The organism is Streptomyces sp. NBC_01481 (genome assembly GCF_026339995.1).
Taxonomy (GTDB): Bacteria; Actinomycetota; Actinomycetes; order Streptomycetales; family Streptomycetaceae; genus Streptomyces.
The window spans coordinates 666,146-686,381 of record NZ_JAPEPT010000002.1 but is presented as its reverse complement, the minus strand read 5'-3'; the positions used below and the strand labels follow the sequence as shown (position 1 = coordinate 686,381).

At 69.1% G+C, this 20,236-nt stretch carries 23 protein-coding genes and 2 pseudogenes; 17 read left to right on the top strand and 8 right to left on the bottom strand.

Translation table 11 applies throughout. The features are described from left to right. Positions 1–101: 101 nt before the first annotated feature. Positions 102–419, bottom strand: coding sequence for a metal-sensitive transcriptional regulator (locus OOK40_RS13725; protein ID WP_323136058.1), 318 nt, complete (start codon positions 417–419; stop codon positions 102–104). Next, positions 416–3,211, bottom strand: coding sequence for a heavy metal translocating P-type ATPase (locus tag OOK40_RS13720; RefSeq protein WP_266480479.1), 2,796 nt, complete (start codon positions 3,209–3,211; stop codon positions 416–418). The genes OOK40_RS13725 and OOK40_RS13720 overlap by 4 nt, the downstream gene beginning before the upstream one ends. A 208-nt stretch (positions 3,212–3,419) precedes the next feature. On the opposite strand from OOK40_RS13720, the gene OOK40_RS13715 reads away from it, so the two are divergent. The 7 genes from OOK40_RS13715 to OOK40_RS13685 are packed head-to-tail and all read left to right on the top strand — an operon-like array spanning position 3,420 to position 7,540. Continuing rightward, entirely contained in the window at positions 3,420–3,686 is a 267-nt protein-coding gene (locus OOK40_RS13715; protein WP_266481655.1) for an SHOCT domain-containing protein, read from the top strand. A gap of 26 nt (positions 3,687–3,712) precedes the next feature. Continuing rightward, positions 3,713–3,961, top strand: a complete 249-nt coding sequence (locus tag OOK40_RS13710) for a DUF2933 domain-containing protein (RefSeq protein WP_266480476.1) — start codon at positions 3,713–3,715, stop codon at positions 3,959–3,961. A gap of 42 nt (positions 3,962–4,003) precedes the next feature. Then, positions 4,004–4,276 carry a hypothetical protein gene (locus OOK40_RS13705; RefSeq protein ID WP_266480473.1) on the top strand — a complete coding sequence of 91 codons (273 nt, stop codon included), beginning with the start codon at positions 4,004–4,006 and terminating at the stop codon, positions 4,274–4,276. Further along, complete coding sequence (locus OOK40_RS13700; protein WP_266480470.1) at positions 4,276–4,983, top strand: isoprenylcysteine carboxylmethyltransferase family protein; 708 nt, start codon at positions 4,276–4,278, stop codon at positions 4,981–4,983. The genes OOK40_RS13705 and OOK40_RS13700 overlap by 1 nt, the downstream gene beginning before the upstream one ends. A 6-nt stretch (positions 4,984–4,989) precedes the next feature. After that, positions 4,990–5,298, top strand: a complete 309-nt coding sequence (locus OOK40_RS13695) for a hypothetical protein (protein WP_266480468.1) — start codon at positions 4,990–4,992, stop codon at positions 5,296–5,298. Beyond that, positions 5,295–6,050 (top strand): ABC transporter ATP-binding protein, encoded by a 756-nt coding sequence (locus OOK40_RS13690; RefSeq protein WP_266480466.1) that lies wholly within the window; start codon positions 5,295–5,297, stop codon positions 6,048–6,050. The genes OOK40_RS13695 and OOK40_RS13690 overlap by 4 nt, the downstream gene beginning before the upstream one ends. Next, positions 6,047–7,540, top strand: a complete 1,494-nt coding sequence (locus OOK40_RS13685) for an ABC transporter permease (protein ID WP_266480464.1) — start codon at positions 6,047–6,049, stop codon at positions 7,538–7,540. The genes OOK40_RS13690 and OOK40_RS13685 overlap by 4 nt, the downstream gene beginning before the upstream one ends. A gap of 79 nt (positions 7,541–7,619) precedes the next feature. Here the strand turns inward: OOK40_RS13685 and OOK40_RS13680 are convergent. After that, positions 7,620–7,751, bottom strand: a pseudogene (locus OOK40_RS13680) (DUF2182 domain-containing protein); the annotation flags it as partial. Positions 7,752–7,803: 52 nt separating this feature from the next. Beyond that, complete coding sequence (locus OOK40_RS13675; protein WP_266480462.1) at positions 7,804–10,014, bottom strand: cation-translocating P-type ATPase; 2,211 nt, start codon at positions 10,012–10,014, stop codon at positions 7,804–7,806. A gap of 220 nt (positions 10,015–10,234) precedes the next feature. On the opposite strand from OOK40_RS13675, the gene OOK40_RS13670 reads away from it, so the two are divergent. The 4 genes from OOK40_RS13670 to OOK40_RS13655 all read left to right on the top strand — a co-directional run bounded on the left by OOK40_RS13670 (position 10,235) and on the right by OOK40_RS13655 (position 13,252). Then, positions 10,235–10,669, top strand: a complete 435-nt coding sequence (locus OOK40_RS13670; protein ID WP_266480459.1) for a heavy metal-responsive transcriptional regulator — start codon at positions 10,235–10,237, stop codon at positions 10,667–10,669. A 573-nt stretch (positions 10,670–11,242) separates the two neighbouring features. Then, positions 11,243–11,974, top strand: a complete 732-nt coding sequence (locus OOK40_RS13665) for a hypothetical protein (RefSeq protein ID WP_266480456.1) — start codon at positions 11,243–11,245, stop codon at positions 11,972–11,974. Positions 11,975–12,075: 101 nt separating this feature from the next. Further along, the gene (locus OOK40_RS13660) at positions 12,076–12,519 is read left to right on the top strand and encodes a DUF6153 family protein (RefSeq protein WP_266480453.1); all 444 of its coding nucleotides are present in this window, start codon (positions 12,076–12,078) and stop codon (positions 12,517–12,519) included. A gap of 91 nt (positions 12,520–12,610) precedes the next feature. After that, entirely contained in the window at positions 12,611–13,252 is a 642-nt protein-coding gene (locus OOK40_RS13655; protein WP_266480451.1) for a DUF305 domain-containing protein, read from the top strand. Positions 13,253–13,554: 302 nt separating this feature from the next. On the opposite strand, the gene OOK40_RS13650 is transcribed toward OOK40_RS13655, so the two are convergent. Next, the gene (locus OOK40_RS13650; protein WP_266480447.1) at positions 13,555–14,520 is read right to left on the bottom strand and encodes a tyrosinase family protein; all 966 of its coding nucleotides are present in this window, start codon (positions 14,518–14,520) and stop codon (positions 13,555–13,557) included. Between the two features lie 307 nt (positions 14,521–14,827). Continuing rightward, the gene (locus OOK40_RS13645; protein WP_266480439.1) at positions 14,828–15,433 is read right to left on the bottom strand and encodes a TetR/AcrR family transcriptional regulator; all 606 of its coding nucleotides are present in this window, start codon (positions 15,431–15,433) and stop codon (positions 14,828–14,830) included. 156 nt (positions 15,434–15,589) lie between these two features. On the opposite strand from OOK40_RS13645, the gene OOK40_RS13640 reads away from it, so the two are divergent. Beyond that, on the top strand, positions 15,590–16,177 hold the full coding sequence (locus tag OOK40_RS13640; RefSeq protein ID WP_266480435.1) for a class I SAM-dependent methyltransferase: 588 nt from the start codon (positions 15,590–15,592) through the stop codon (positions 16,175–16,177). A 102-nt stretch (positions 16,178–16,279) separates the two neighbouring features. Next, on the top strand, positions 16,280–16,927 hold the full coding sequence (locus OOK40_RS13635; protein ID WP_266480432.1) for a DUF2218 domain-containing protein: 648 nt from the start codon (positions 16,280–16,282) through the stop codon (positions 16,925–16,927). 175 nt (positions 16,928–17,102) lie between these two features. On the opposite strand, the gene OOK40_RS13630 is transcribed toward OOK40_RS13635, so the two are convergent. Beyond that, on the bottom strand, positions 17,103–17,537 hold the full coding sequence (locus tag OOK40_RS13630; RefSeq protein WP_266480429.1) for a hypothetical protein: 435 nt from the start codon (positions 17,535–17,537) through the stop codon (positions 17,103–17,105). A 234-nt stretch (positions 17,538–17,771) separates the two neighbouring features. Then, positions 17,772–18,083 (bottom strand): annotated as a pseudogene (locus OOK40_RS35435) (TniQ family protein); the annotation flags it as partial. On the opposite strand from OOK40_RS35435, the gene OOK40_RS13625 reads away from it, so the two are divergent. From OOK40_RS13625 to OOK40_RS13610, 4 genes are all read left to right on the top strand, one after another. Then, a complete protein-coding gene (locus tag OOK40_RS13625; RefSeq protein ID WP_266480426.1) occupies positions 18,082–18,258 on the top strand; it encodes a hypothetical protein in 177 nt (58 codons plus the stop codon). The pseudogene OOK40_RS35435 and the gene OOK40_RS13625 overlap by 2 nt on opposite strands. A 103-nt stretch (positions 18,259–18,361) precedes the next feature. After that, positions 18,362–18,817: a hypothetical protein gene (locus OOK40_RS13620; RefSeq protein WP_266480423.1), complete on the top strand. Its 456-nt coding sequence runs from the start codon at positions 18,362–18,364 to the stop codon at positions 18,815–18,817. Positions 18,818–19,161: 344 nt separating this feature from the next. After that, positions 19,162–19,512, top strand: coding sequence for a hypothetical protein (locus OOK40_RS13615; RefSeq protein WP_266480421.1), 351 nt, complete (start codon positions 19,162–19,164; stop codon positions 19,510–19,512). A 227-nt stretch (positions 19,513–19,739) separates the two neighbouring features. Beyond that, on the top strand, positions 19,740–20,147 hold the full coding sequence (locus OOK40_RS13610) for a hypothetical protein (protein ID WP_266480419.1): 408 nt from the start codon (positions 19,740–19,742) through the stop codon (positions 20,145–20,147). Positions 20,148–20,236 lie beyond the last annotated feature (89 nt).

Genomic DNA, 20,236 nt, shown 5'->3' with positions numbered 1-20,236 from the left:
CTCCGCCTTGGCTTCTCTTCTCCGAGTCCCGTGGGTGGGAGCTCGCTGCCTGCTCAATATACCCCTACGGGGTTTATCTGGCCTTTGGGTCGCGGAGGCGGTCACAGGCGCAGTGTGCGGCGCAGGGTGAGGGCGAGTTCGTCGAGCTTGGCCTCGCCTTCGGCCGGGCCCGATCGTGCGGCATCGGTGACGCAGTGCCGCGCGTGGTCGTCGAGAAGGCCGAGTGCGACTTCCTGCAGGGCTCGGCTGACTGCACTGATCTGGGTGAGTACGTCGATGCAGTAGCGGTCGTCGTCGACCATGCGCGTGATACCGCGTACTTGGCCCTCGACCTTGTGCAGCCGGGCCAGGTGGTCGGACTTGTGGTCGGCATAGCCGTGCGGGGCCGCGCTCGGTGCCGGGTCCGGGATGGTGGTCACCTGCTCCCTCCTCCTTCATGTGTCCCGCCTGCCGCCGGCGCGCGGTAGCGGTCCGGGTCGACGTCGAAAGTGGCCGCGCACTGCGCGGAGCAGAAGAGGTAGCTGCTGGTGCGGGTGTCGCGCCGTTCGGCGGCGGTTGCCGGGTCCAGGCGCATACCGCACACCGGGTCCACCGCCCTCGCCTCGGTGCCCTGCCCGTGGTCTTCCACGGCCCCGGGCTGGTGGTGCAGCTGTCGGCCATCACCCGCGGTCGCAGCGTGGGCCGGGGGCCGGTCGGCAGCGGACTCAACTCTGGGTTCGACGGATTCCGCCGCGGCCGACGGCAGCGGGCTGGTACGCCAGCGGCGCAGGCGGCCGGAGTTGGTGACCACGGACAGGGAGGACAGCGCCATCGCTGCGGCGGCGATGATCGGGCTGAGGCGGATGCCCCACACCGGGTAGAGGGCGCCGGCTGCGAGGGGGATGCCGACGGCGTTGTAGATCAGGGCGAAGAAGAGGTTCTGCCGGATGTTGCGCATGGTGGCGCGGGAGAGCCGGATGGCGGTGACCACGCCGGTCAGGGAGCCGGAGATGAGGGTGATGTCGGCGGCTTCGATGGCGACGTCGGTGCCGGTCCCGATGGCGAGCCCGACGTCGGCGGCGGCGAGGGCGGGGGCGTCGTTGATGCCGTCGCCGACCATGCCCACGGTGCGGCCCTCGCCCTGCAGACGGCGGATCTCGTCGGCCTTGTGCTCGGGAAGCACCTCGGCCAGCACCCGGTGGACGCCCACCTGTTGGGCGATAGCGGCGGCGGTGCGGGCGTTGTCGCCGGTGAGGATGACCACGTCGATGCCGAGCCCTTGCAGGGCGGCGATGGCCTGGGCGGAGTCGTCTTTGACGGTGTCGGCCACGGCCAGCACCCCGGCTGCCCGGCCGTCGACGGCGGCGAGTACGGGCGTCTTGCCCTGCGCCGACAGTTCGGCTGCGACCGGGGCGAGGGCACCAGTGTCGATGCCCACGTCCGAGAGCAGGCGGGCGGTGCCGACCAGCACGGCGCGGCCGTCGACGGTTGCCTGCACGCCCTTACCGGTGACCGAGTCGAAGCTGCTCGCAGCGGGCACGCTGAGCTTCCGCTCCCGGGCACCGGTGCCGATTGCTCCTGCCAATGGGTGCTCACTGTCGGCCTCGGCCGCCGCCACCAGTGTCAGCAGTTGGGACTCCTCGAAGCCGTCAGCCGCGTGAACATCGGTCAGGACAGGCTTTCCCGCGGTAACGGTGCCGGTCTTGTCCAAGACGACGGTGTCGAGTTTGTGGGCGGTCTCCAGAGCTTCGGCGGAGCGGATGAGGATGCCCGCCTGGGCGCCCTTGCCGGTGCCGACCATGATGGACAGCGGGGTGGCCAGGCCCAGTGCGCAAGGGCAGGCGATGATCAGCACGGCGACCGCGGAGACCAGGGCGAGTGTGAGCGCCGGGGCCGGACCGACCGTGTACCAGAGCGCGAACGTGGCGATGGCGATGGCGATGACGGCGGGCACGAAGTAGGCAGAGACCGCGTCGGCCAGCCGCTGGATCGGCGCCTTGGACGCCTGGGCCTGCTGCACGAGGCGGATGATCTGGGCCAGTATCGTGTCGGCGCCGACCTTGCTCGCGCGTACCCGCAAGGAACCGGTGGTGTTGACGGTGGCGCCGATGATCGTGTCGCCCGCCCGTTTGGTGGCGGGCATCGGTTCGCCGGTGACCATGGACTCGTCCACCGCCGAGGACCCGGACAGCACCCGGGAGTCGACGGGGATCTTCTCCCCGGGCCGGATCACGATCTCGTCGCCCACGACGACGTCTTCCACAGGGACTTCCGCCTCGGTTCCGTCGCGCACCACGCGTGCGGTACGGGCCTGAAGGCCCAGCAGCGCGCGGATGGCCTCGCCGGTTCCGGCCTTGGCGCGCGCATCGAGGAGACGTCCGAGCAGGATCAGGGTGAGGATCACTCCGACCGCCTCGAAGTACACCTCGCGCACGTCCTCGGGCAACAGGGAGGGCGTGAGGGTGACCAGCAGGCTGTAGCCGTACGCAGCCGAAGTGCCCAGCGTGATCAGGGAGTTCATGTCCGCGCCGCGGTGGCGCAGGGTCAGCCAGCCGATGCGGTGGATCGGCCACCCCGTGTAGAACATCACCGGAGTGATCAGAGCCAGCTGGAACCAGTGGTTGAGCATCCAGCCCGGCACCCAGTCGGCGCCGAAGAGTTCATGCGCCATCACGGCGAAGAGCACCGGCGCCGTCAGCACCGCGCCGAGGGCCACACGACGCGTCAGGTCATTGATCTCCGCGCGCCGCTCGGCGGCCTCTGCTGCCTCGGCCTCGGCCGCTGCGGCATCACCGCCCGGCGCCCCGGACGCAGCAGCGCCCCGGACCTCGCGACCCTCCGAAGGGCCTTCCCCACTGTCCGGTTCGACGAGCAGCGTGCCGTGGATCATGTTCATCCCGCAGGCGAACCCGAACGAACCCGCCTCGGCCGGATGCACCCGCACGGTGGTACGCGCATACGCCGGCAGCCCGGCACTCACCCGCAGATCAGGGAAGACCACCCGGTTGGTGCACTCACCGCTCTCCTGCCGGTCGAAGACCAGCTCCACCGGAATGCCCTGCCGGACCTTGATGACGTCGGGGCTGTAGCCGCCGCGCACCGTCACCTCGACCCGCTGCACCCCGCCTTCCAGCCGCGCGGTGCGAGCCCTGCGCGGCCCGAAGAAGAACCACCCCAGACCGGCGATCAGCACGGCGGCGGAGATCACTACGACGACATCGGCGCCACTCATGGCGGACCGTCCTCCCTGTGTGTTCGCTCCCTCCAGCCTCGCTCGCCCCTACCCGTACCAGGTAGGGGCTGACCGGCCCCACCGCCCGGGACCAGTGGACCCTGTGCCCTCAGGCCAGGACGGGAGGACCTTGGAAGCACCACAAGAACGAGCCCGGACAGCGCGGGCCCTGCGCCCGCCGCCCGGGTGACCTGAGGACGTGATGGTGATGATGTTCTGGTACGACCACGACGTCAGCGGATGGGGCTGGTTCGCGATGTCGGCCAGCATGATCCTGTTCTGGGCACTGATCATCACTGCCGCCGTCCTGCTTTTCCGGGCCCTGGGCCGCCCCCACGAGCACAGCCACAGTCCGGCCGGGCCGTCGCCCGAGCAGCTGCTCGCCGAGCGGTTCGCCCGCGGCGAGATAGACGAGGAGGAGTACCAGCGACGCCTGACCGCCCTGCGCTCCTCCCGCCCCCTCACCAAACACTGACGTCCTCCCAAGAAGGGGTCTCCGCCATGAAGAACAACCGGAATTACGGCCTGTACGCGATCGCAGCCGCCATCGTCGTGGTCGGCGCGCTGGCTCTCGGCGCATCGCTGGGCAGCCTGGCCTGGCTCGCCCTCGTGGCTGCCTGCCCGCTGATGATGTTCTTCATGATGCGCGGCATGCACGGCGGCCACGGCGACGGTGACCAGCACACCGACCAAAGCGATCCGCTGCGCAAGCACGACAACCACCAGCACCCCGGATCCGGTCGGTTGTAACCGGCCGGATCCCCGCGTCGACGGCGTGGCGAGGAGAACGCCATGAGCGCCGTGATGGCCACAGTGATCGGCACGCTGATCCTGGCGGGCATGGTCTACGACATCGCGCGCCTGATCACGCCGAGGGAGAGCCGATGCCCTTCCCTGGCACGCCTGCGTGGCCGGCGCGCCGCCCTGGAAGACGCTGAGCAATGGTGTGTGGGCCTGCGCATGCACGGCCGGATCGACGCGGCCACCTACCAGCACCGGATGAGCGGCCTCACCCGCGGCCGGCGCAGACCAGCCAAAGACCGAGAAGCATCAAGGAGGACGTGATGGCTGATGCCGCGTACGGCCTGTGGCCGCTGGTGGTTCTCAACACCCTGCTGTTCATCGTCTTCGCCGCGAGCTTCTTCCACCCGAAGACCAAGCGGGACTGGCGGGCCATGGGCGCCTACAGCGCCTTCCTGGTGGCGCTGTTCACCGAGATGTACGGGACCCCGCTCACCATCTACCTGCTGGGCAGCTGGCTCGGGAATCAGTTCCCGCTGCTCAAGGACACCCACGCCGGCGGGCACCTGTGGAACGACCTGACCGGCTGGACCGGCGACCCGCACCTGAGCCCCTTCCACCTGGCCAGTTACGTCGCCATCGGCGTCGGCTTCTGGCTCATAGCCGCCGCCTGGAAGGTCCTGCACGAGGCCGCCCAGCACGACAAACTCGCCACCACCGGCCCCTACGCCTGGGTGCGCCACCCGCAGTACGACGGCTTCCTGCTCATCATGATCGGGTTCCTGCTGCAGTGGCCCACCATCCCCACCCTGATCATGTTCCCGATCCTGGTGTACGTGTACGCCCGACTGGCCCGCAGCGAGGAACGCGAGGTCGCCGCCCGCTTCGGCGAGCAGTGGACTGCGTACGCCGCCAGCACCCCCGGCTTCTGGCCCCGCCGACCCCGCCAAGCGCCGCCTGCCCGGAAGCAGGGCACCCCCAGCACTCCCAGGTCTGCGCCCGGGCCCCACTCACGAGCCACGCGGAGGTGACCCGGCATGGAAGCCCTCGTCTGGATTCTGATTGTCCTCGGGGACCTGGCCGCCGCGGCGTGCGCCGTGCATCTCACCCGGCGACACCGGCGCGACCCCGAGCTCCTGGTCCGTTCCATCCACCGCACCGCCCCTATCCTTCTGGCCGCCGGTGTGCTTCCCCTTCCCGCTCTCCTTGCCGCTGGCGCGTCTGCGGCCGCCTGGGGCCTGTGGGGCGCCACCACCATCGCCGCCGCCCTGGTCTACGCCACCGCCGACACCCTCCGCGACCTGCCTCGCGCTCAGCCGGCGTCCTGCACCGGGAGCAGGCCGTGAGCGGGCGGAACGTGCGGGGAACACCGCCCGGCGGCCTCCGCGCCGAGATCGCCTCATCCGGGCCGGCCGGCGCACCGCACGACAGCAGCGAGACCGAAACAGCCCAGCCGCCCACCGGCCAGGCGGTCCTGGATGCGGCCGGGATCGAGAAGGCATACCGGCGTGGCGTATGGCCGACCCGGCACCAGATACCCGTGCTGCACGGCGTGGACCTCACCCTGGCCCCGGGTGAGGTGGTCGGCATCGTCGGCGAGAACGGCTCCGGCAAGAGCACCTTGATGAAGATCCTGGTCGGCGCGCTGGCCGCCGACGCGGGCACGGTGACCCGCATGGGGCGGATGGGCTACTGCCCGCAGGACCCGGTCGTTTACGAACGCCTCACCTGCGACGAGCACTTCGAGCTGTTCGGCCGCGCCTACGGCCTGTCCCCGGAGGCGGAGCGACGCTCGCGCCGCGAGATCTACACAGCACTCGGCTTCGAACGCTACGCCGGCACCCGCGCAGATCGCCTGTCCGGAGGGACTCTGGCCAAGCTGAACCTGGGCCTGGCGCTGCTGGCCGACCCGGACGTGCTCTTGCTGGACGAGCCGTACGCAGGCTTCGACTTCGACACCTACCTCAAGTTCTGGGACCTGGTCGCCCAGCGCCGCCAGTCCGGCCGCTCAGTTGTGATCATCAGTCACTTCGTGACCGACCAGGAGCGTTTCGACCGGATCGTGGAACTGCGGGACGGCCGGGCGGTCCCCCGATGACGACCCTGACATTCGCCCGCCGGTTCCTCATCGAATCCGCCCGCACCCCGGTCAACCTGCTGGTGCTCGTCCTGGTGCCGGTGGTGTTCGTGGTGGTGGCCGCCAAGCCGCTGACGGATACGGCCGAGCTGCTCGGCGGCCCCGGCGGTCCGGCGGTGCAGACCGCCACCGCCGGCTGGGCCGCCGGGTTCATCGCCGCGATCGCCATGTACTTCCAGATGCGCGCCGCCCGCGCGGCGGACCGGCGCCTGGTCCTGGCCGGGCTCGCGCCCTTCCGGCTGGTGGCCGCCCGCATGGCCACTGGCCTGGTACTCGCGCTGCTGGCCACGGCGGCAGCCCTGCTGGCCCTTCAGCTGAGGACCGGACTCGGGGACGATCCGGGACGGGTGCTCGCCGGGACGCTGATGTACGCGGTGATCTACCTGGCGATCGGGGCGCTGATCGGCGCGCTGGTCGCCAGTCCGGTCAACGGCACCGTGCTGGTGCTGTTCGTGTGGATCCTGGACGTCTTCTTCGGCCCCGTACTCGGCGCGGCGGACCGGCCGGTGACCCGCATCCTGCCAACGCACTTCGTCACGCTGTGGATGGTGAACCTGCCCTCCGGCCACGGCGGGCAGATCGGCGATCTCGGCTGGGCCCTGGCTTGGGCAGCCGTAGCGACCGCCGTCGGCTGGGCGGTGATCACCGCCACCAGCCGAACTGCCCGGACCCGCCACCACACCCAGCCCGGCTCGGCCGTCGGCCAGATCGCGGCAGGAGTGCGCATGGGCCTGCGGGAAGCCGGCCGCAACCACGTGCTCTGGGTGCTGCTCATCGCCGTACCTGTGGTCTTTGTCCTGCTCGCAGTGGCCACAACTCCCGACGAGTCCACCTCCCTGACGGTGCGCGAGCAGGGCCGCACCCTCTCCCAGCTGGTCTGGCTCCCCGACGTCCACGGGGGCACCATGGCTCCCATCGCCATCGCCTCCCTGGCCACGCTCGCCGGACTGTTCACCGTTCTCAACGCCCGCTCCGCCGACCAGCGCCTGACCTTGGCCGGCTTCCGTCCAGGCAGCCTGCTCGTGTCCCGGCTGGCCGTCGTCACCGTGCTGGCGCTGCTCGCGGCCGCAGCCTCCCTCGCCGTCACCGCGACCGTCTTCGATGCCCGCCAATGGGGCCTCTACATCGCGGCCAACACCCTCATCGCGCTCACCTACGCCCTGATCGGTGTCCTGATCTGCCCGCTGTTCGGCCGTGTCGGTGGCGTGCTCATCGCCTTCCTGGTGCCCTTCCTCGACATCGGCATCGAGCAGAGTCCGATGCTGCACCCCCAGCCCCCCGCCTGGGCGCACGCCCTGCCCGGCTACGGCTCCGGCCGTGTCCTGATCGACGCCGCCCTCACCCCAACCTTCGACGAAACCGGGGCCCTGCTCCTCGCTCTCGCCTGGCTTGCCGCCCTGACCGCCGCCGCAGCCGTCCTGTTCCGCCGCGCCGCCACCGCACCCCGCTGACACCCACACCCGCACCCGTGTGAGGCACGGCTCCACCGCCGACTTTCAGGTGAGCAGTCGAGGCGGACGGCCGTACTGCCATGGCGAGCGGCGCCACCGACGGCATCATCATCGCCACCATCATGACCACCCACAGCAGCAGGAAGAGCGGAAGCGCCAGGCCCATGGTGCCGGGCTCCATCCCCATGTGGCGGGCCTGGCCGACCGTAAGTTAAGGGTGGTCCGGTCGGCCAGTTTGGAGCAGTGCAGGCTCGGGCTCCGGATCAGCGGTGCAGGGGCTGGAAGCGCCGCAGCCGCAGGCTGTTGGAGACGACGAAGACGGACGAGGACGCCATGGCCGCTCCGGCGATCATCGGGTTGAGCATTCCGAGGGCCGCCAGCGGCAGCGCAGCCACGTTGTAGGCGAACGCCCAGAATAGGTTGGCCTTGATCGTACGAAGGGTGCGGCGGGCCAGCTGGATCGCGTCGGCCGCGGCGCGCAAGTCGCCCCGTACCAGGGTGAGATCGGATGCGGCAATCGCCGCATCGGTGCCAGTGCCCATCGCAAGCCCGAGGTCGGCCTGGGCGAGGGCGGCCGCATCGTTGACGCCGTCGCCGACCATCGCCACCACCCGGCCCGCGCCCTGAAGCCGCTGGACTTCGGCGACCTTGTCCTCGGGGTGGACTTCGGCGATGACCTGATCGATACCGACCTGAACAGCGACCGCGCGAGCCGCCGCCGTGTTGTCGCCGGTCAGCAGGACGGGCGTGAGCCCGAGCCGCTTGAGGTCGGCCACCGCCTCGGCACTGGTCGCCTTGACGGTGTCGGCGACCACCAGCGCACTGCGGACCTGTCCGGCCCAGGCGACGAAGACCACCGTGCGGCCCTCTGCTTCGGCCGCGTCGCGGGCGCGGGCCAGTTCTGCCGGCAGCGGCTTCGCCTGCTCCAGCAGCCAGGAGGCGCGGCCCGCGAGTACGGTGCGGTCCTCGACCTGCCCACTCACGCCCCGGCCATGAGTGTTGGCGAAGCCGGTCACTGACGGCAGGGTGCCGAGCCTTTCCCGCGCGGCCACGGAGATCGCGGAAGCGATGGGATGCTCGCTCGCGTCCTCCAGCGCGCCGGCGAGGCGCAGGACTTCGTCCTTGTCCTCCCCCTCGGCGGGCACAACGTCGACCAGGCTCATCCTGCCCTCGGTGACGGTTCCGGTCTTGTCCAGCACGACGGTGTCGATCCGCCGGGTGGACTCCAGCACCTCCGGTCCGCGGATGAGCAGACCGAGTTGCGCGCCGCGTCCGGTGCCGACCATCAGCGCGGTGGGCGTCGCCAGTCCGAGAGCGCATGGGCAGGCGATGATTACTACGGCGATGGCCGCGGTCAGCGCGGTGGCGCTGGAGGCGCCGGTCAACATCCACACGGCGAAGGTGCTCGCGGCGAGGGCGATGACGACCGGGACGAAGACCGCCGAGATGCGGTCGGCCAGGCGCTGAACCTCTGCCTTGCCCGTCTGCGCGCGTTCCACCAGTGCGGCGATCTGCGCCAGTTTGGTGTCCGCGCCGATCCGGGTGGCCCGTACGGTCAACCGTCCGTGGCTGTTGAGGGTGGCGCCGGTGACCTGCGAGCCGGGCTCGACCTCCACCGGCACGCTTTCGCCGGTCAGTAGCGACTCGTCGACGGCCGAGGCGCCCTCGGTGACCTCGCCGTCCGTGGCGATCTTCTCGCCGGGCCGCACGACGAAGAGGTCACCCACAGCCAAGTCCTCGACCGGGATGCGCACTTCGGTGCCGTCGCGCAGCACGGCGACGTCCTTGGCGCCCAGGTCCATCAGAGCCCGGATGGCGTCCCCGGCCCGTCGCTTTGCCCGGGCCTCGAAGAACCGCCCGGCCAGCAGGAAGGCCGTCAGCACGACGGCGACCTCCAAGTACAGGTGCTCGCCGCCCAGTGCAAGGGTCCCCGCGCTCCACAGGTAGGCAGCCAGCACACCCAGAGACACGAGAGTGTCCATCGTCGCCGAACCGTGGCGCAGGTTCAGGGCCGCTGCCCGGTGGAACGGCCACGCACCCCACGCGACCACCGGGGTGGCAAGCAGCAGCGCCACCCACTGCCAGCCGGGGAAGTGCAGGGCAGAGATCATCGACACGAGGACCACCGGCAGCCCGAGCAGCGCCGATGCGATCAGGCGGCGGCGTAGAGCGGCGATGTGGGCGCTCTCGGCATCGGCCGCTTCCGTCTCCTCCCCCGGCTCGGCCGAGGGCTGGCCGCGAGTCGGCGTGGCACCGTAGCCGACGGCTGCGACGGCGGCGATCAGCTGCTCGGGGGAGACATCGGGGCTGTTCCGGGTGATGTGCGCGGTCGCGGTCGCGAGATTCACTGTCGCGCTCACTCCGGGCAGCTTCCCCAGCTTCCGCTCGACCCGCGCGACACACGAGGCGCAGGTCATGCCGGTGATGGCCAGTTCTATGGAGTGACCGGCATCGGCTGGGGTGGTGGTAGTCATGGCAGGGATCCTCTCGCTTTCAATGTCGTACAGAATTGGGTGCCCGAAGCAGGCGTGCCCGGCCCGCTTGACCACGTCGGCGCACCGGCCGCTTCACGGTGCTACCGCCATCGCCGCCGTACAGCCTGGCCCTGGTCTGTGGTCATGACCGCACGGTAAAACCTTGCCCTTAGGGCAAGGTCAAGCGCAGACTGGCACCACTCGCACGAACGGAGTCGCCATGCTCACCGTCGGCCGTATCGCTGCCCAGACCGGGCTGAGCCCCAAGGCTGTCCGCCTCTATGAGGCCAACGGCCTCATCGACCCGCCCGAGCGCACCTCCGCGGGCTACCGCACCTACACGGACGAAGCGATTCCCGTGCTCGGCTTCATCCGCCAGGCTCAGGCACTCGGCCTCAGCCTGAAGGAGATCAAGGAGATCCTCGACCTCCAACGCCGCGGAGAGCAGCCCTGCGGCTTCGTGAGCGACCTTCTCGATCAGCATCTCGCCGACATCGACCGCCGCATCGCCGACCTCCAGGCGCTGCGGACGACGCTCCGCAACGCCCGCGCCCAAGCCGACCAGGCGGCCGGCCGGGGGGAGAACGCCGTGGTCTGCCGGATCATCGAAGGCGCGTCAACAGGGTCCGATCCTGCGGCCTCACGAGTCGGGTGAGGAACGCGCGAGGGGTGTGCCGGGGCGGTCTCGCCCACCGGTAGGCTGCCCGCGTGGTCACGGCCTGGTCGCCATCCGGCAAGCCTCGGGCCCGCTTTTCGGCGGGCCCGATGCGGGTGCTGTGGTTGGCAGCCCTGCTGTTCGGTTTCCTGTACTCCCATTGTGCGAGCGCGGAGAGCGCAGCGGGACACCTGACCGCCGGTGCCGTCGTGTCCTCGGCGCATCCGGCGCACAGTCACACGGCGGAGCAGAATCGGGTGGCCCCCGACCACAATGACGACGACCAGGAGCCGACCCATCCGGCCGAGGAGTGCGTGTCCGGGCAGCCTCAGCAGGTATCGGGGGTCTCGGCCCCGCCCCTCACCCCGGTCGTCGGGCAGCTGTCATGGGACCGAGTTGTGGCAGGCAAGTCCGGACCGGCCGTGGCCCCATCAGCCATTCCCCCGTTGAGTAGTCGTACGAGTTCCGTGATTCAGCAGGTCTAGAAGTGGGCCTTTTGCCCCGATTGGCCATGGTTCGAGAGTCGTCCTCTCGCGCCGCATGCTGCACCCGCACTCGTAAGGAACAGAACTCTTGTCGACCCAACTCATCGACATGCCCACGCTCGACGAGCAGCCCGCGACCGCCGGGGGCGGACGAGCCGCACGGCGCAAGGCGCAGGCGCACCGGGCCCGGAAGAGGTCCCTGCCTGCGCGCTATCTCGGATACGTCGGCTACTTCGTCGGCGCCGGTCTCATCAGCGGCGCAGTAGTCCACCACCCGCTCGACCCAGCCCGCTACACGAGGATCGCCGTGTACGGCGTCCTGGTCTTCCTGGCCGCCACCGTCATCAACGAATTCATCCTCGCCCGCGAGCGGCCGGGCTTGCCGCGGATGCTGGTGGTCATCGGCGCCTCGCTCCTGCTGTCGTTCGGCATCGGCATGCTCAGCGGGGGCATGCAGCACTTCGACGACTTCCCGGCCCGTGGAGCCGTACTCATACCCGCTGGCATGACCATGTCCTTCGTCGCATACGTCATCAAGGACGCGGACACGCCGTGGCACCGCATCTTCAGCCTGGTGGGGCTGGCCGTGCTTCTCATCGCAAGCGTCAGCTTCGTCGGCCTGCGCCAGGTGGCGGCCTCCATGGGTGAGTCCTCGAAAGACGGCGGGCACAGCCACGGAACAGAGGAGGAGCCGAAGCAGGACGAGCCCGGTCCGAGCCACCCGGAGCCGTCCCCGCCCACTGCGCCGACCGCCAGCGCCTCCCCGCCTGATGGCGGCGCAGCAGAAGAGCCGGGTCACGACGGCGGCCACGCTCACTGACTGAACGGGATCATCTTGCCGGGCGTACTACACAGCGCCTCGGTTATCGTCGGCAGCGGAGGTAAGCGTTCATGGTGCACCGGTACACACGAGCAGTCGGCGTGGCAGCACGCCTGTTGCTCGTCGTCGTGCTGGCACTCGGCGTGTTCATCATGCATACCGTCGGTCACCCCAGCGGGGCCTCCGGCCGTATGTCCGCCGCGCCTCATGCGGTGGGCGCTCACGGGGTCGGCACGGTCTCCGTGCACGGTGAGCGAGACGGCGGCGCACACCCGGGAACGCTCAGCATCACGGACAGCCCTGTCCACGGCTCCGAGCCGGCCGACGCTGTGTCGGCGCCGCACGACCCCGGCATGGGGATGGACATGGCGTCCCTGTGCTTGGCGGTGCTCGGTGGCTGGGCGCTGGCCTCTCTGCTGTATGCGGCGTTCACGGCACGACGCGAAGGGCTGGCCGATCTCGCCGCCCGGGTGATCACGCTCGTACGCCCCGATCCCCCGCCCAGACCGCCTGACCTCGCGCAACTGTCGATCCTGCGGATATAGGCCGACCCTCCCGCGCGGGGGGCCCGTGAGGGCTGCCCGCCGAGACGACGACGCATCTATCCGCAGAATCGAACAACGAGGTACACAGAACATGACCGTCTACAAGCGTTCCTTCCGCATGCCCCTGCACCGCGGTGTCGCGGTGGTGGGAGCCGTCGCCGCGGGGACCCTGCTGCTCGCCGCCTGCGGCAGTGACACCTCCAGCGGCGGCCACAACTCCGCCGCCAGTCAGCAGTCGACGAAGTCGCCTGCCGCGGGAGCGTTCAACGACGCGGACGTGGCGTTCGCCCAGTCGATGATCGTCCACCATCAGCAGGCCCTGGAGATGTCCAAGCTGGCCGACGGCCGGGCGTCCGATCAGGAGATCAAGACCCTGGCCGGGCAGATCGAGAAGGCTCAGGATCCCGAGATCAAGACCATGCAGTCCTGGCTCAAGACATGGGGCAAGCCGGAGTCGTCCAGCATGGACCACGGCGGCATGAATCACGGCGGCGGCTCGATGCCCGGGATGATGTCCGAGAAGGACATGTCGGACCTGACGGCGGCCAAGGGCACGGACTTCGACCGCAAGTTCGCCACGTTGATGATCGCCCACCACAACGGGGCGATCGACATGGCGAAGGACGAGCAGGACAAGGGCGGCGACGCTGCTGCCAAGAAGCTCGCGGACGACGTCATCAAGAACCAGTCCACCGAGGTCAAGCAGATGCAGGGCATCCTCGACCGGCTCTGATCCGCCCCATGCTCCACACTGTTCCGGGCCTTCCGCACGAAGGCCCGGAACAGCGTCCGCCTGGAGGACGGCGCCCACATGGACACCGCAGTTCTCGTCGCGGCCGTGGAAGCGGCCGGCGACTACATGGAACGGCTCGCCGACTGACGAGACCGTGTGAAGGCCGAAGGCCCGACCGGGAGATGCTCCCGGCCGGGCCTTCGATCATGTTCAGGAGTCGAGTGCGATTGCGTCGAGCTCGAAGCCCGGAGGGGTGAATCGGGACGCCCAGACGGATCTGGTACTGCCTACCCCAGCAGAAGCTAGGGAAGGGGAGCGAGGTTCGTGTCGTAGCGGCGCGGAGTGATGATGGAGGGGTCCTTGTAGGTCTTGGGAATACCCAGCCGCTCAGGCTCGCACCACGGGCGGATGAAGTGCTCCTGCCCCGTCACCTCGTTCACCGTGCGGCCCGAAGACCATGGTTCGACATTGCCGTTGAGTTCCGGGTCGGCGCCGAGTGTGCCGTAGACGTGGTCAGGCACCAGCCGCTTGGGGTGGCTCGGTTGCGTCTGCCAGAGGGCGAACAGCCGGTCGACGTTGGAGTGCAGCAGGAATACGAAGGGGTCGCGGAAGGAGATGTGCTGGCCCCCCATGTTGACGAATCCGTGCATCTCGTTGTGGCTGTCCTCGAGGAGCGCGGTCATGTCCGCGTAGTCCTCGGCCGCGACAACGTCGTCGTCTCGGTTCTGGCTGACAGGTGAGCCGTTGACCTGTCGGCGGACCGCTTGCGGCTTGTCCGCCGGGTTGTTGTTGGGGTCGAAAGAGTTGTCGGAACGGAAGGGGATCGCCTGGGGGTCGTAGTAACCGGCGGCGTCCCAGGGATGACCGATGGGCTTGAGGTCCGCCCCGCCATGGCCCATGAAGTCCGGGGTGAAAAGACTCAGGGGACCTGTGAGGCCGTTTCCGAGGTTCGCGTTCGGGATCGACCTGGGGTCTTCGGTCCAGTCCCAGTAGTGCAGGGACAGGCGTGGGTCGATCACCCGTAGTTGGTCCTCGCACCGGTTGACGACCTCCCGGTGCCAGGGCAGGAACTCCGCCCCGCCGTGCACATGCGTGATCTTGTGGATTTCGTCCTGCTTGAACCACCAGGTCACGCCGCCGGGGACGGTGTCGTTCCGCGTGCCGTCCCATTTCGGTGCGTTCATCTTCAAGAACGCGTCGCGAAGCAGGTTCCGCTCCCCGGGGTCCACGGAAGCGATGTTCCGGCGGATGCCGTCTCCCAGAGCCACGGCCGCTCCTTCGCTCGATGCCGGGTCGCCTCGACGGCGAGATTGGCATGGATTTGCCCCACCCGCACACTTTGCCGAGTTGGTGCGAGTTTGGCAGACACGTTGCGTGTGGCGGTGCAGCCGCGCCGTAGGGCGAACGTGCGGGGCCGTCGGGCTGGGCGCGGCCGCATTGGCTTGGTACGCGCTGCACCACCCCACCCGCCGAGCCTCCAGCGACCTGATCTGGTGAGACCGCACGGGTCGTGAGGGACGGCCTGATTATCGCGGTACGACAAGGCTTCCACCGGCATCCGGTGGGAGCCTCGCGTCAGTCCGCCTCGTCGGGATCGGCCTCCGTCGGAGCCGGGCGCATCCCGTCCAGGGTGACCGCGACGAGCCGGTGGACCGCTGCCTTGGAGGGCAGGCTGCCGGCTGCGGTCAGCGCGTGCAGGCAGTAGTTTGCCAGCTCGCCGGGCGCGATGTCGTGCCGGAGGTCGCCCGCCTTTGCGCCCTCGGCCAGCAAGTTCTGGATCATGCTGTGGAGTTGCTGCTGTGCGTGGGTGACGTGGGGGTTCCGGTGCAAGAACGCCGCGAGTTCGGTGTCGCGATGCCCGCGGGATTCGTGGGCGATGAGGGCGAACGCCTTCAGTACGGCTTCGAGTCGTTCCGCGGGGGTGTCGGCCTGGTCCCGGACTTCGGAGAGTTGACCGAGGTGCTCGGTGATCTGTCGTTCGTGCCAGGCGAGCAGGATGGCTTCGACGTCCGGGAAGTACTTGTACAGCGTTGCCCGCCCGATGCCGGCTTCCTTGGCGATCTGCGACATCGTCACCGACGTCGGCCCGTGCTCGGCGACCAGTGCCGCGGTGGTGTCCAGAACCGCGGCACGCACCGCTGCGCGGTGCGTATCGATCGTCTCGTTCCACAGCTTCGGCACCGCCCTAGTGTACGACCCGACGACATGGAGACAGTATGGGTTGACAGTGACGATGTGTATCGATAAAGCTGGTGGCGTCACGGAGGCCCGGGCCAATCCCGCTACGGGAAGGACACGAGGATGGCTGACTCGACCCCCCACCTCCATCACGGGTCCATGACCCCACCGGAACCCAACGACCTCTACCTAAGCCCGCCGCCGTGGGACATCGGTCGGCCTCAACCGGCGTTCCTCGCCCTCGCTGCCGCCGGCGCCGTCCGGGGCCGCGTCCTGGACGTCGGCTGCGGAACCGGCGAGCACACGCTCATGGCGGCCGGTCTCGGTCTGGATGCGACCGGCGTCGATCTCGCCTCCCGGGCGCTGCGCGCCGCCGAGGCCAAGGCGCGCGACCGGGGCCGTACAGCGCGGTTCCTTCACCACGACGCCCGGCAGTTGGCCGATCTACAGGAGCCCTTCGACACCGTGCTCGACTGCGGGCTCTTCCACATCTTCGACGACGACGACCGCACGGCATACATCGCCGGCCTGCGTTCCGTGGTGCGCCCGGGTGGCCGCTACTTCATGCTCGGCTTCAGCGACCGGCAGCCGGGCGAGTGGGGCCGGGTGCGCAAGCTGACGCGGGACGAGATCGAAGCCTCATTCGCCGACGGGTGGCGCATCGACTCCATCGAGCCCGCCACGATCGACATCACCACCGACCCAGACGGCATTCGGGCCTGGCTCGTCGCCATCACCCGCATCTGAAACTTCCGCAGGGCTGTACCCCCTGCCCGCGCAACAGCCCGTCAATGCCTGTGGGGCATTGCCCGAGGCGCCAACCCTGCGGAGGAGCCCGAAAGGAATGCCATGCCGACCGCCGAAATCCACATCGAGACCGAACGCCCGAGCCGGTATCTCGTCCAACTCTGCAAGCACTTCAACAACAAGGGCAGGCACCTGAGCCACCAGCTGCGCCCCCATCAGGGCGGTGATGCACAGGCACTCCGTGAGATGCAGGCAGTGGCAGCCCAGGCGGCCGTCGAATGGTCGGACACGCACGGAAGCGTCAGCCTTCCCTGGGGCCGGTGCACCCTGCAGGCCATCCCGAACGTGCTGACGTTGCGCGTCGAAGCTGCCGACGAGGAGAACCTGCGGCGACTGCAGGACCTTGTCGCCGGGCATCTCGAACGGTTCGGCAGGCGGGACCAGCTCAAGGCGAACTGGCAACGGACGGACGCATCCACGCCCTCACCCGGCGAAGTCATCAGACCGACCGGCATGCCCGAAGGAGGAGCCACAAGGCACCGGCGACACCTCCGGACGATAGGCCTCGTCGCGGCCGGAACGCTCCTCATCGCTGCACACCTCGGGCTGGGTGGAGCACTGCTGACGGACTGGCGGTGGACGGGATGGGCAGCCGGAGTCATCGTGGCGGTCGTTCTCGTCAAGGTCATCGTTCTCACCGGCCTGGGCCGCCTGGTCATCCGCCGCGGCAAAGCCTCCAAGTCCCGCTGAAACCTGCGGCACCTCCACTGCCGGGCTCTTCCAGACCTGAAGGGCCGGGACATCGAGAGCGCCCGATCGGTGCGGGATGCCCTGGCCCTTCGCATCGGGAACCTGGCGATCGAGATGGGGCGTGAGGCGGACGCGTGATGGTGTCGGGTGTCTGTGGACACCCTTGCGGTCCAGTTCACCGGTAAGCAAACGAGCCGATGGTGATCACACCCCTGCGGACGAGTTCGTCGACGTAGGGATTCGGGCGGAGTGCCGATCCGTAGGCCCATTCCATGACGTCCAGCCGCCACGGTGCTTCTCGGTAGTCGAGGGACCTCATGTCCACGATTCTCATGGCCACCTCGGATGCCGACGGGTTGGAGCACAGCAGCCGATTCGCAGCGGAGGCAGCCGCAGCAATTCTCAGCGGATCAGTCCACGGGACGCGTTCCTGCGTAAGGCCCAGCCCGCGGCGTGATCGCAAGTGGCACAGGAGTGCCGGGTCTTCGCTGCGACGGCGCATCATGGCCGGGGTTACAAGCATGATCATCACGGCAGTGAGGGATGCGAACTGCCTGTCGCCGGCAGTCGGATGCCCGTCGAGCCAGGCGTTGATCCTCTCCTGATGCACGAGCAAAGAATCATCGGTGACCGGGAGGGGTCTGTGGAGGGTGATCGGGTACTCGCACCTCTCGTCGTATCCGTACGTGTGCCTCCGCTCATCCACCCTGGCATCGCACAACCGCGGAAGCGTGGAGTGCCGACCGTAGTGGACCGGGGAGAGGCACCGAATGCATTCGGTGGCCAGGAAGACGCGATGCTCGAGGCACGCGAAGGTCCACGGCAGCATCCAGCGCAGTGGCCAGCGGAAGCCATTTTTACGCAGGCATTGGGCACACCAGCGTGCTCGGTGATCCGAAAGCCAGGCCGATGAGCTCCACTGCGCGACGGCTGCTGAGTCTGTCCACGGGGTGAGAGGCAGATGAGGGAGGGCGTTGCCGGCGTAGCGAGCGAGTGTCATCTCGTGGAGGACGGCTTCGCCCACCCCCGTCTCCCTGTGCACCCGGCGAGCCGCTGGCTCGGACAACCGTGTCTGGGCCATGGACAGCGCACCGTCCCGGTGGAGATGAAGTTCTCGAAGCAGAGCCGCAGTCTCAACCTCGCGGTGCTTGGCCATGGCGTTGACCCAGCTGGCCAGCGACTCTCCGTCGAGCGGCTGCAAGACGGCATCGTTCACGCGCGGCCCGGGGACGGCCGCGCGTCGCGACCGTGAAGGGGTTGCTCCCATGCAGCAGATCTTGGATGCGCATGCCGCTGTCGAATCGCCGATCGGCGCCACACCACCGATGTGAGTGACGATCGCAACGCCGCCGTTTACGTACGGCTGCGCGCCCCACGCCACCCGTATGACATTTAGTGGGTGCGATTCGAATAACCTGCCCGCAGGGTGGGCCTATGACGACCGCCCGGCGCCCCGGACCGTACAACTTCGTATTCCCGGTGATCCTGGATCCGCTGAGGGGACGGATTCTGCTGGTGCGACGCCGGGAGCCGTCGGGCCCCTGCTGGACCGTGGCGAAAGTGCCCATGCGGGCCGGTGCGACGTACCACCATGCAGCGATGCGGTTTCTGCGTCGCCGACTGCAACTGCCCCCGGTCCGTATCGCTCCAGTGGTTGGGCGGTTGTTCGCCGTCGACGATGCGGACAAGCGCGGATACGTCGTACTCGTACTGCCCACCAGCGGCAGTTGGAAGGACAAGCCCGGCCGGATGCTGGGGCCCGAAGCCCGCTGGTGGACCGTATCCGAGCTTCGGTCGGAGCGGGCCACGGTCGAGCCCGGGCAGATACTCGATCTGGTGGACGGCTACTGGGAGGGGTGGCTGCCCGACGGCGAGACGTCGCTGGTGTGAGGGCCTCCTTGAAGGAGGTTCGCGAGACCGCTGGTGCGAGGCCCCCTGCAGCGACCGCCTCGCCTCGCTGGGCTGACAGTTGGGCCAGCCCCTGCCCCGACACCACGCGGCCCTTTCCCGATGTGACGCATGTCGCTCAGGAAGGGCCCGGTAGTCGACGTAGTGGTTCACCTGCGCTGTTTCGATTGTGTGCGATGGATGCAGCCGGATGTTCGCGTGGCGTTTGCGACCGGGGCGGCAGGACCGCCTGAACGAGCCGTTAAGATCACGGCATGGTCACGGCCTGGTCGTCTTCCCGCAGCTCGCGGGCCCGCTCGTCGGCGGGTCCGCTGAGCATGCTGTGGGTGGCGCTCACGCTGTTCGCCTTCGCGTACGCGCACGTGACCGCCGAAGGCACCACAGGCCATCTCGGTGCAAGTGCAACCGTGACCGCAGCAGCCGCCCTTCACGACCACGCGGTCCAGGAGCCGCCGGTCGATCACCACGATGGTCATCACGGCCCGTCCCATACAGCTCAGGACTGCGTGCCCGGCCAGCCCCAACAGACGCCCGTTCTGGACGCGCCCGGTGCCTGTGCCCTCGCCGACGAAGGAGCTCCTCCGGCGCCGCGACCCGCTCTGGTCGCCTTCGGTGACGTGGCGTCGGCCAGGCAATTGCCGAGCACGCCGATAAGAGCCACGGTTCTGCAGATCTAGGATCCGGCGACACTTCGCCGGCCATCGACGCCTTCCCGTTTGATCACGACTCCGGGACAGCCCCCTGGGCTGCGGGCGCGATGCGGCCGGCTGTCGCCGCACCGGTCTTGCCCGAGCGCGCCCAGGCGCCTCGGCAGGCTGATTCCTGCGGCGTTGTCCTGACACTGCCCGCCCCGCCCGCCGTTCCCTGCGCCTTGAGGTGCACGCCGGCCGCATGCGGAGGAACCGTGCTCTCGTCATCCCGCACTCGCCCGCTCTCCAACTCCCCTGTGCAGTACCGGCTGCTCGCCCTGCTCCTCAGCGGGCTGCTGCTGATCGTCTTCGACTGTGTGCAGCTGCTGCACGAGCCTGGCCAGGCTCACGGCCCGGTCCGTACGGTCTACGGCGCCCAGCCCGGCGACGAGCAGGTGCCACGCGCCGAGGCGCCTGCTGACTCCTGCTCGCCTGCCGGTTCAGGCGTGGAGTCCGCCGGACGACAGTCGACGCGTACGCCCGGGCTCACGGCGGGGGCGCCCGAAGCCGCAGCGACGCACGCGGCCGCACCCGGCAAGGATTTCTGGCCGGCGTCGACGGGGCTCCGAACATCCACGTCCGGGCGCCTCACCCTGTGCTCCCTCTGCCGCTGGCGGACGTAGGCCATGCCCGTCGCGCCGCAGCATGCCGCGGCCGCCGCCCCCGGCGGCGCACGCGAGACCAGCACCCGAACGTGCCATTCACCGAACGA

Coding starts and splice junctions, on each gene's coding strand:
- OOK40_RS13625 (WP_266480426.1), top strand. CDS start 18,082: ATGGCGTTGACCCAGCTGGCCAGCGACTCTCCGTCGAGCGGCTGCAAG.
- OOK40_RS13670 (WP_266480459.1), top strand. CDS start 10,235: ATGCTCACCGTCGGCCGTATCGCTGCCCAGACCGGGCTGAGCCCCAAG.
- OOK40_RS13705 (WP_266480473.1), top strand. CDS start 4,004: ATGAGCGCCGTGATGGCCACAGTGATCGGCACGCTGATCCTGGCGGGC.
- OOK40_RS13715 (WP_266481655.1), top strand. CDS start 3,420: ATGATGTTCTGGTACGACCACGACGTCAGCGGATGGGGCTGGTTCGCG.
- OOK40_RS13695 (WP_266480468.1), top strand. CDS start 4,990: ATGGAAGCCCTCGTCTGGATTCTGATTGTCCTCGGGGACCTGGCCGCC.
- OOK40_RS13710 (WP_266480476.1), top strand. CDS start 3,713: ATGAAGAACAACCGGAATTACGGCCTGTACGCGATCGCAGCCGCCATC.
- OOK40_RS13640 (WP_266480435.1), top strand. CDS start 15,590: ATGACCCCACCGGAACCCAACGACCTCTACCTAAGCCCGCCGCCGTGG.
- OOK40_RS13635 (WP_266480432.1), top strand. CDS start 16,280: ATGCCGACCGCCGAAATCCACATCGAGACCGAACGCCCGAGCCGGTAT.
- OOK40_RS13720 (WP_266480479.1), bottom strand. CDS start 3,211: ATGAGTGGCGCCGATGTCGTCGTAGTGATCTCCGCCGCCGTGCTGATC.
- OOK40_RS13655 (WP_266480451.1), top strand. CDS start 12,611: ATGACCGTCTACAAGCGTTCCTTCCGCATGCCCCTGCACCGCGGTGTC.
- OOK40_RS13620 (WP_266480423.1), top strand. CDS start 18,362: ATGACGACCGCCCGGCGCCCCGGACCGTACAACTTCGTATTCCCGGTG.
- OOK40_RS13675 (WP_266480462.1), bottom strand. CDS start 10,014: ATGACTACCACCACCCCAGCCGATGCCGGTCACTCCATAGAACTGGCC.
- OOK40_RS13685 (WP_266480464.1), top strand. CDS start 6,047: ATGACGACCCTGACATTCGCCCGCCGGTTCCTCATCGAATCCGCCCGC.
- OOK40_RS13700 (WP_266480470.1), top strand. CDS start 4,276: ATGGCTGATGCCGCGTACGGCCTGTGGCCGCTGGTGGTTCTCAACACC.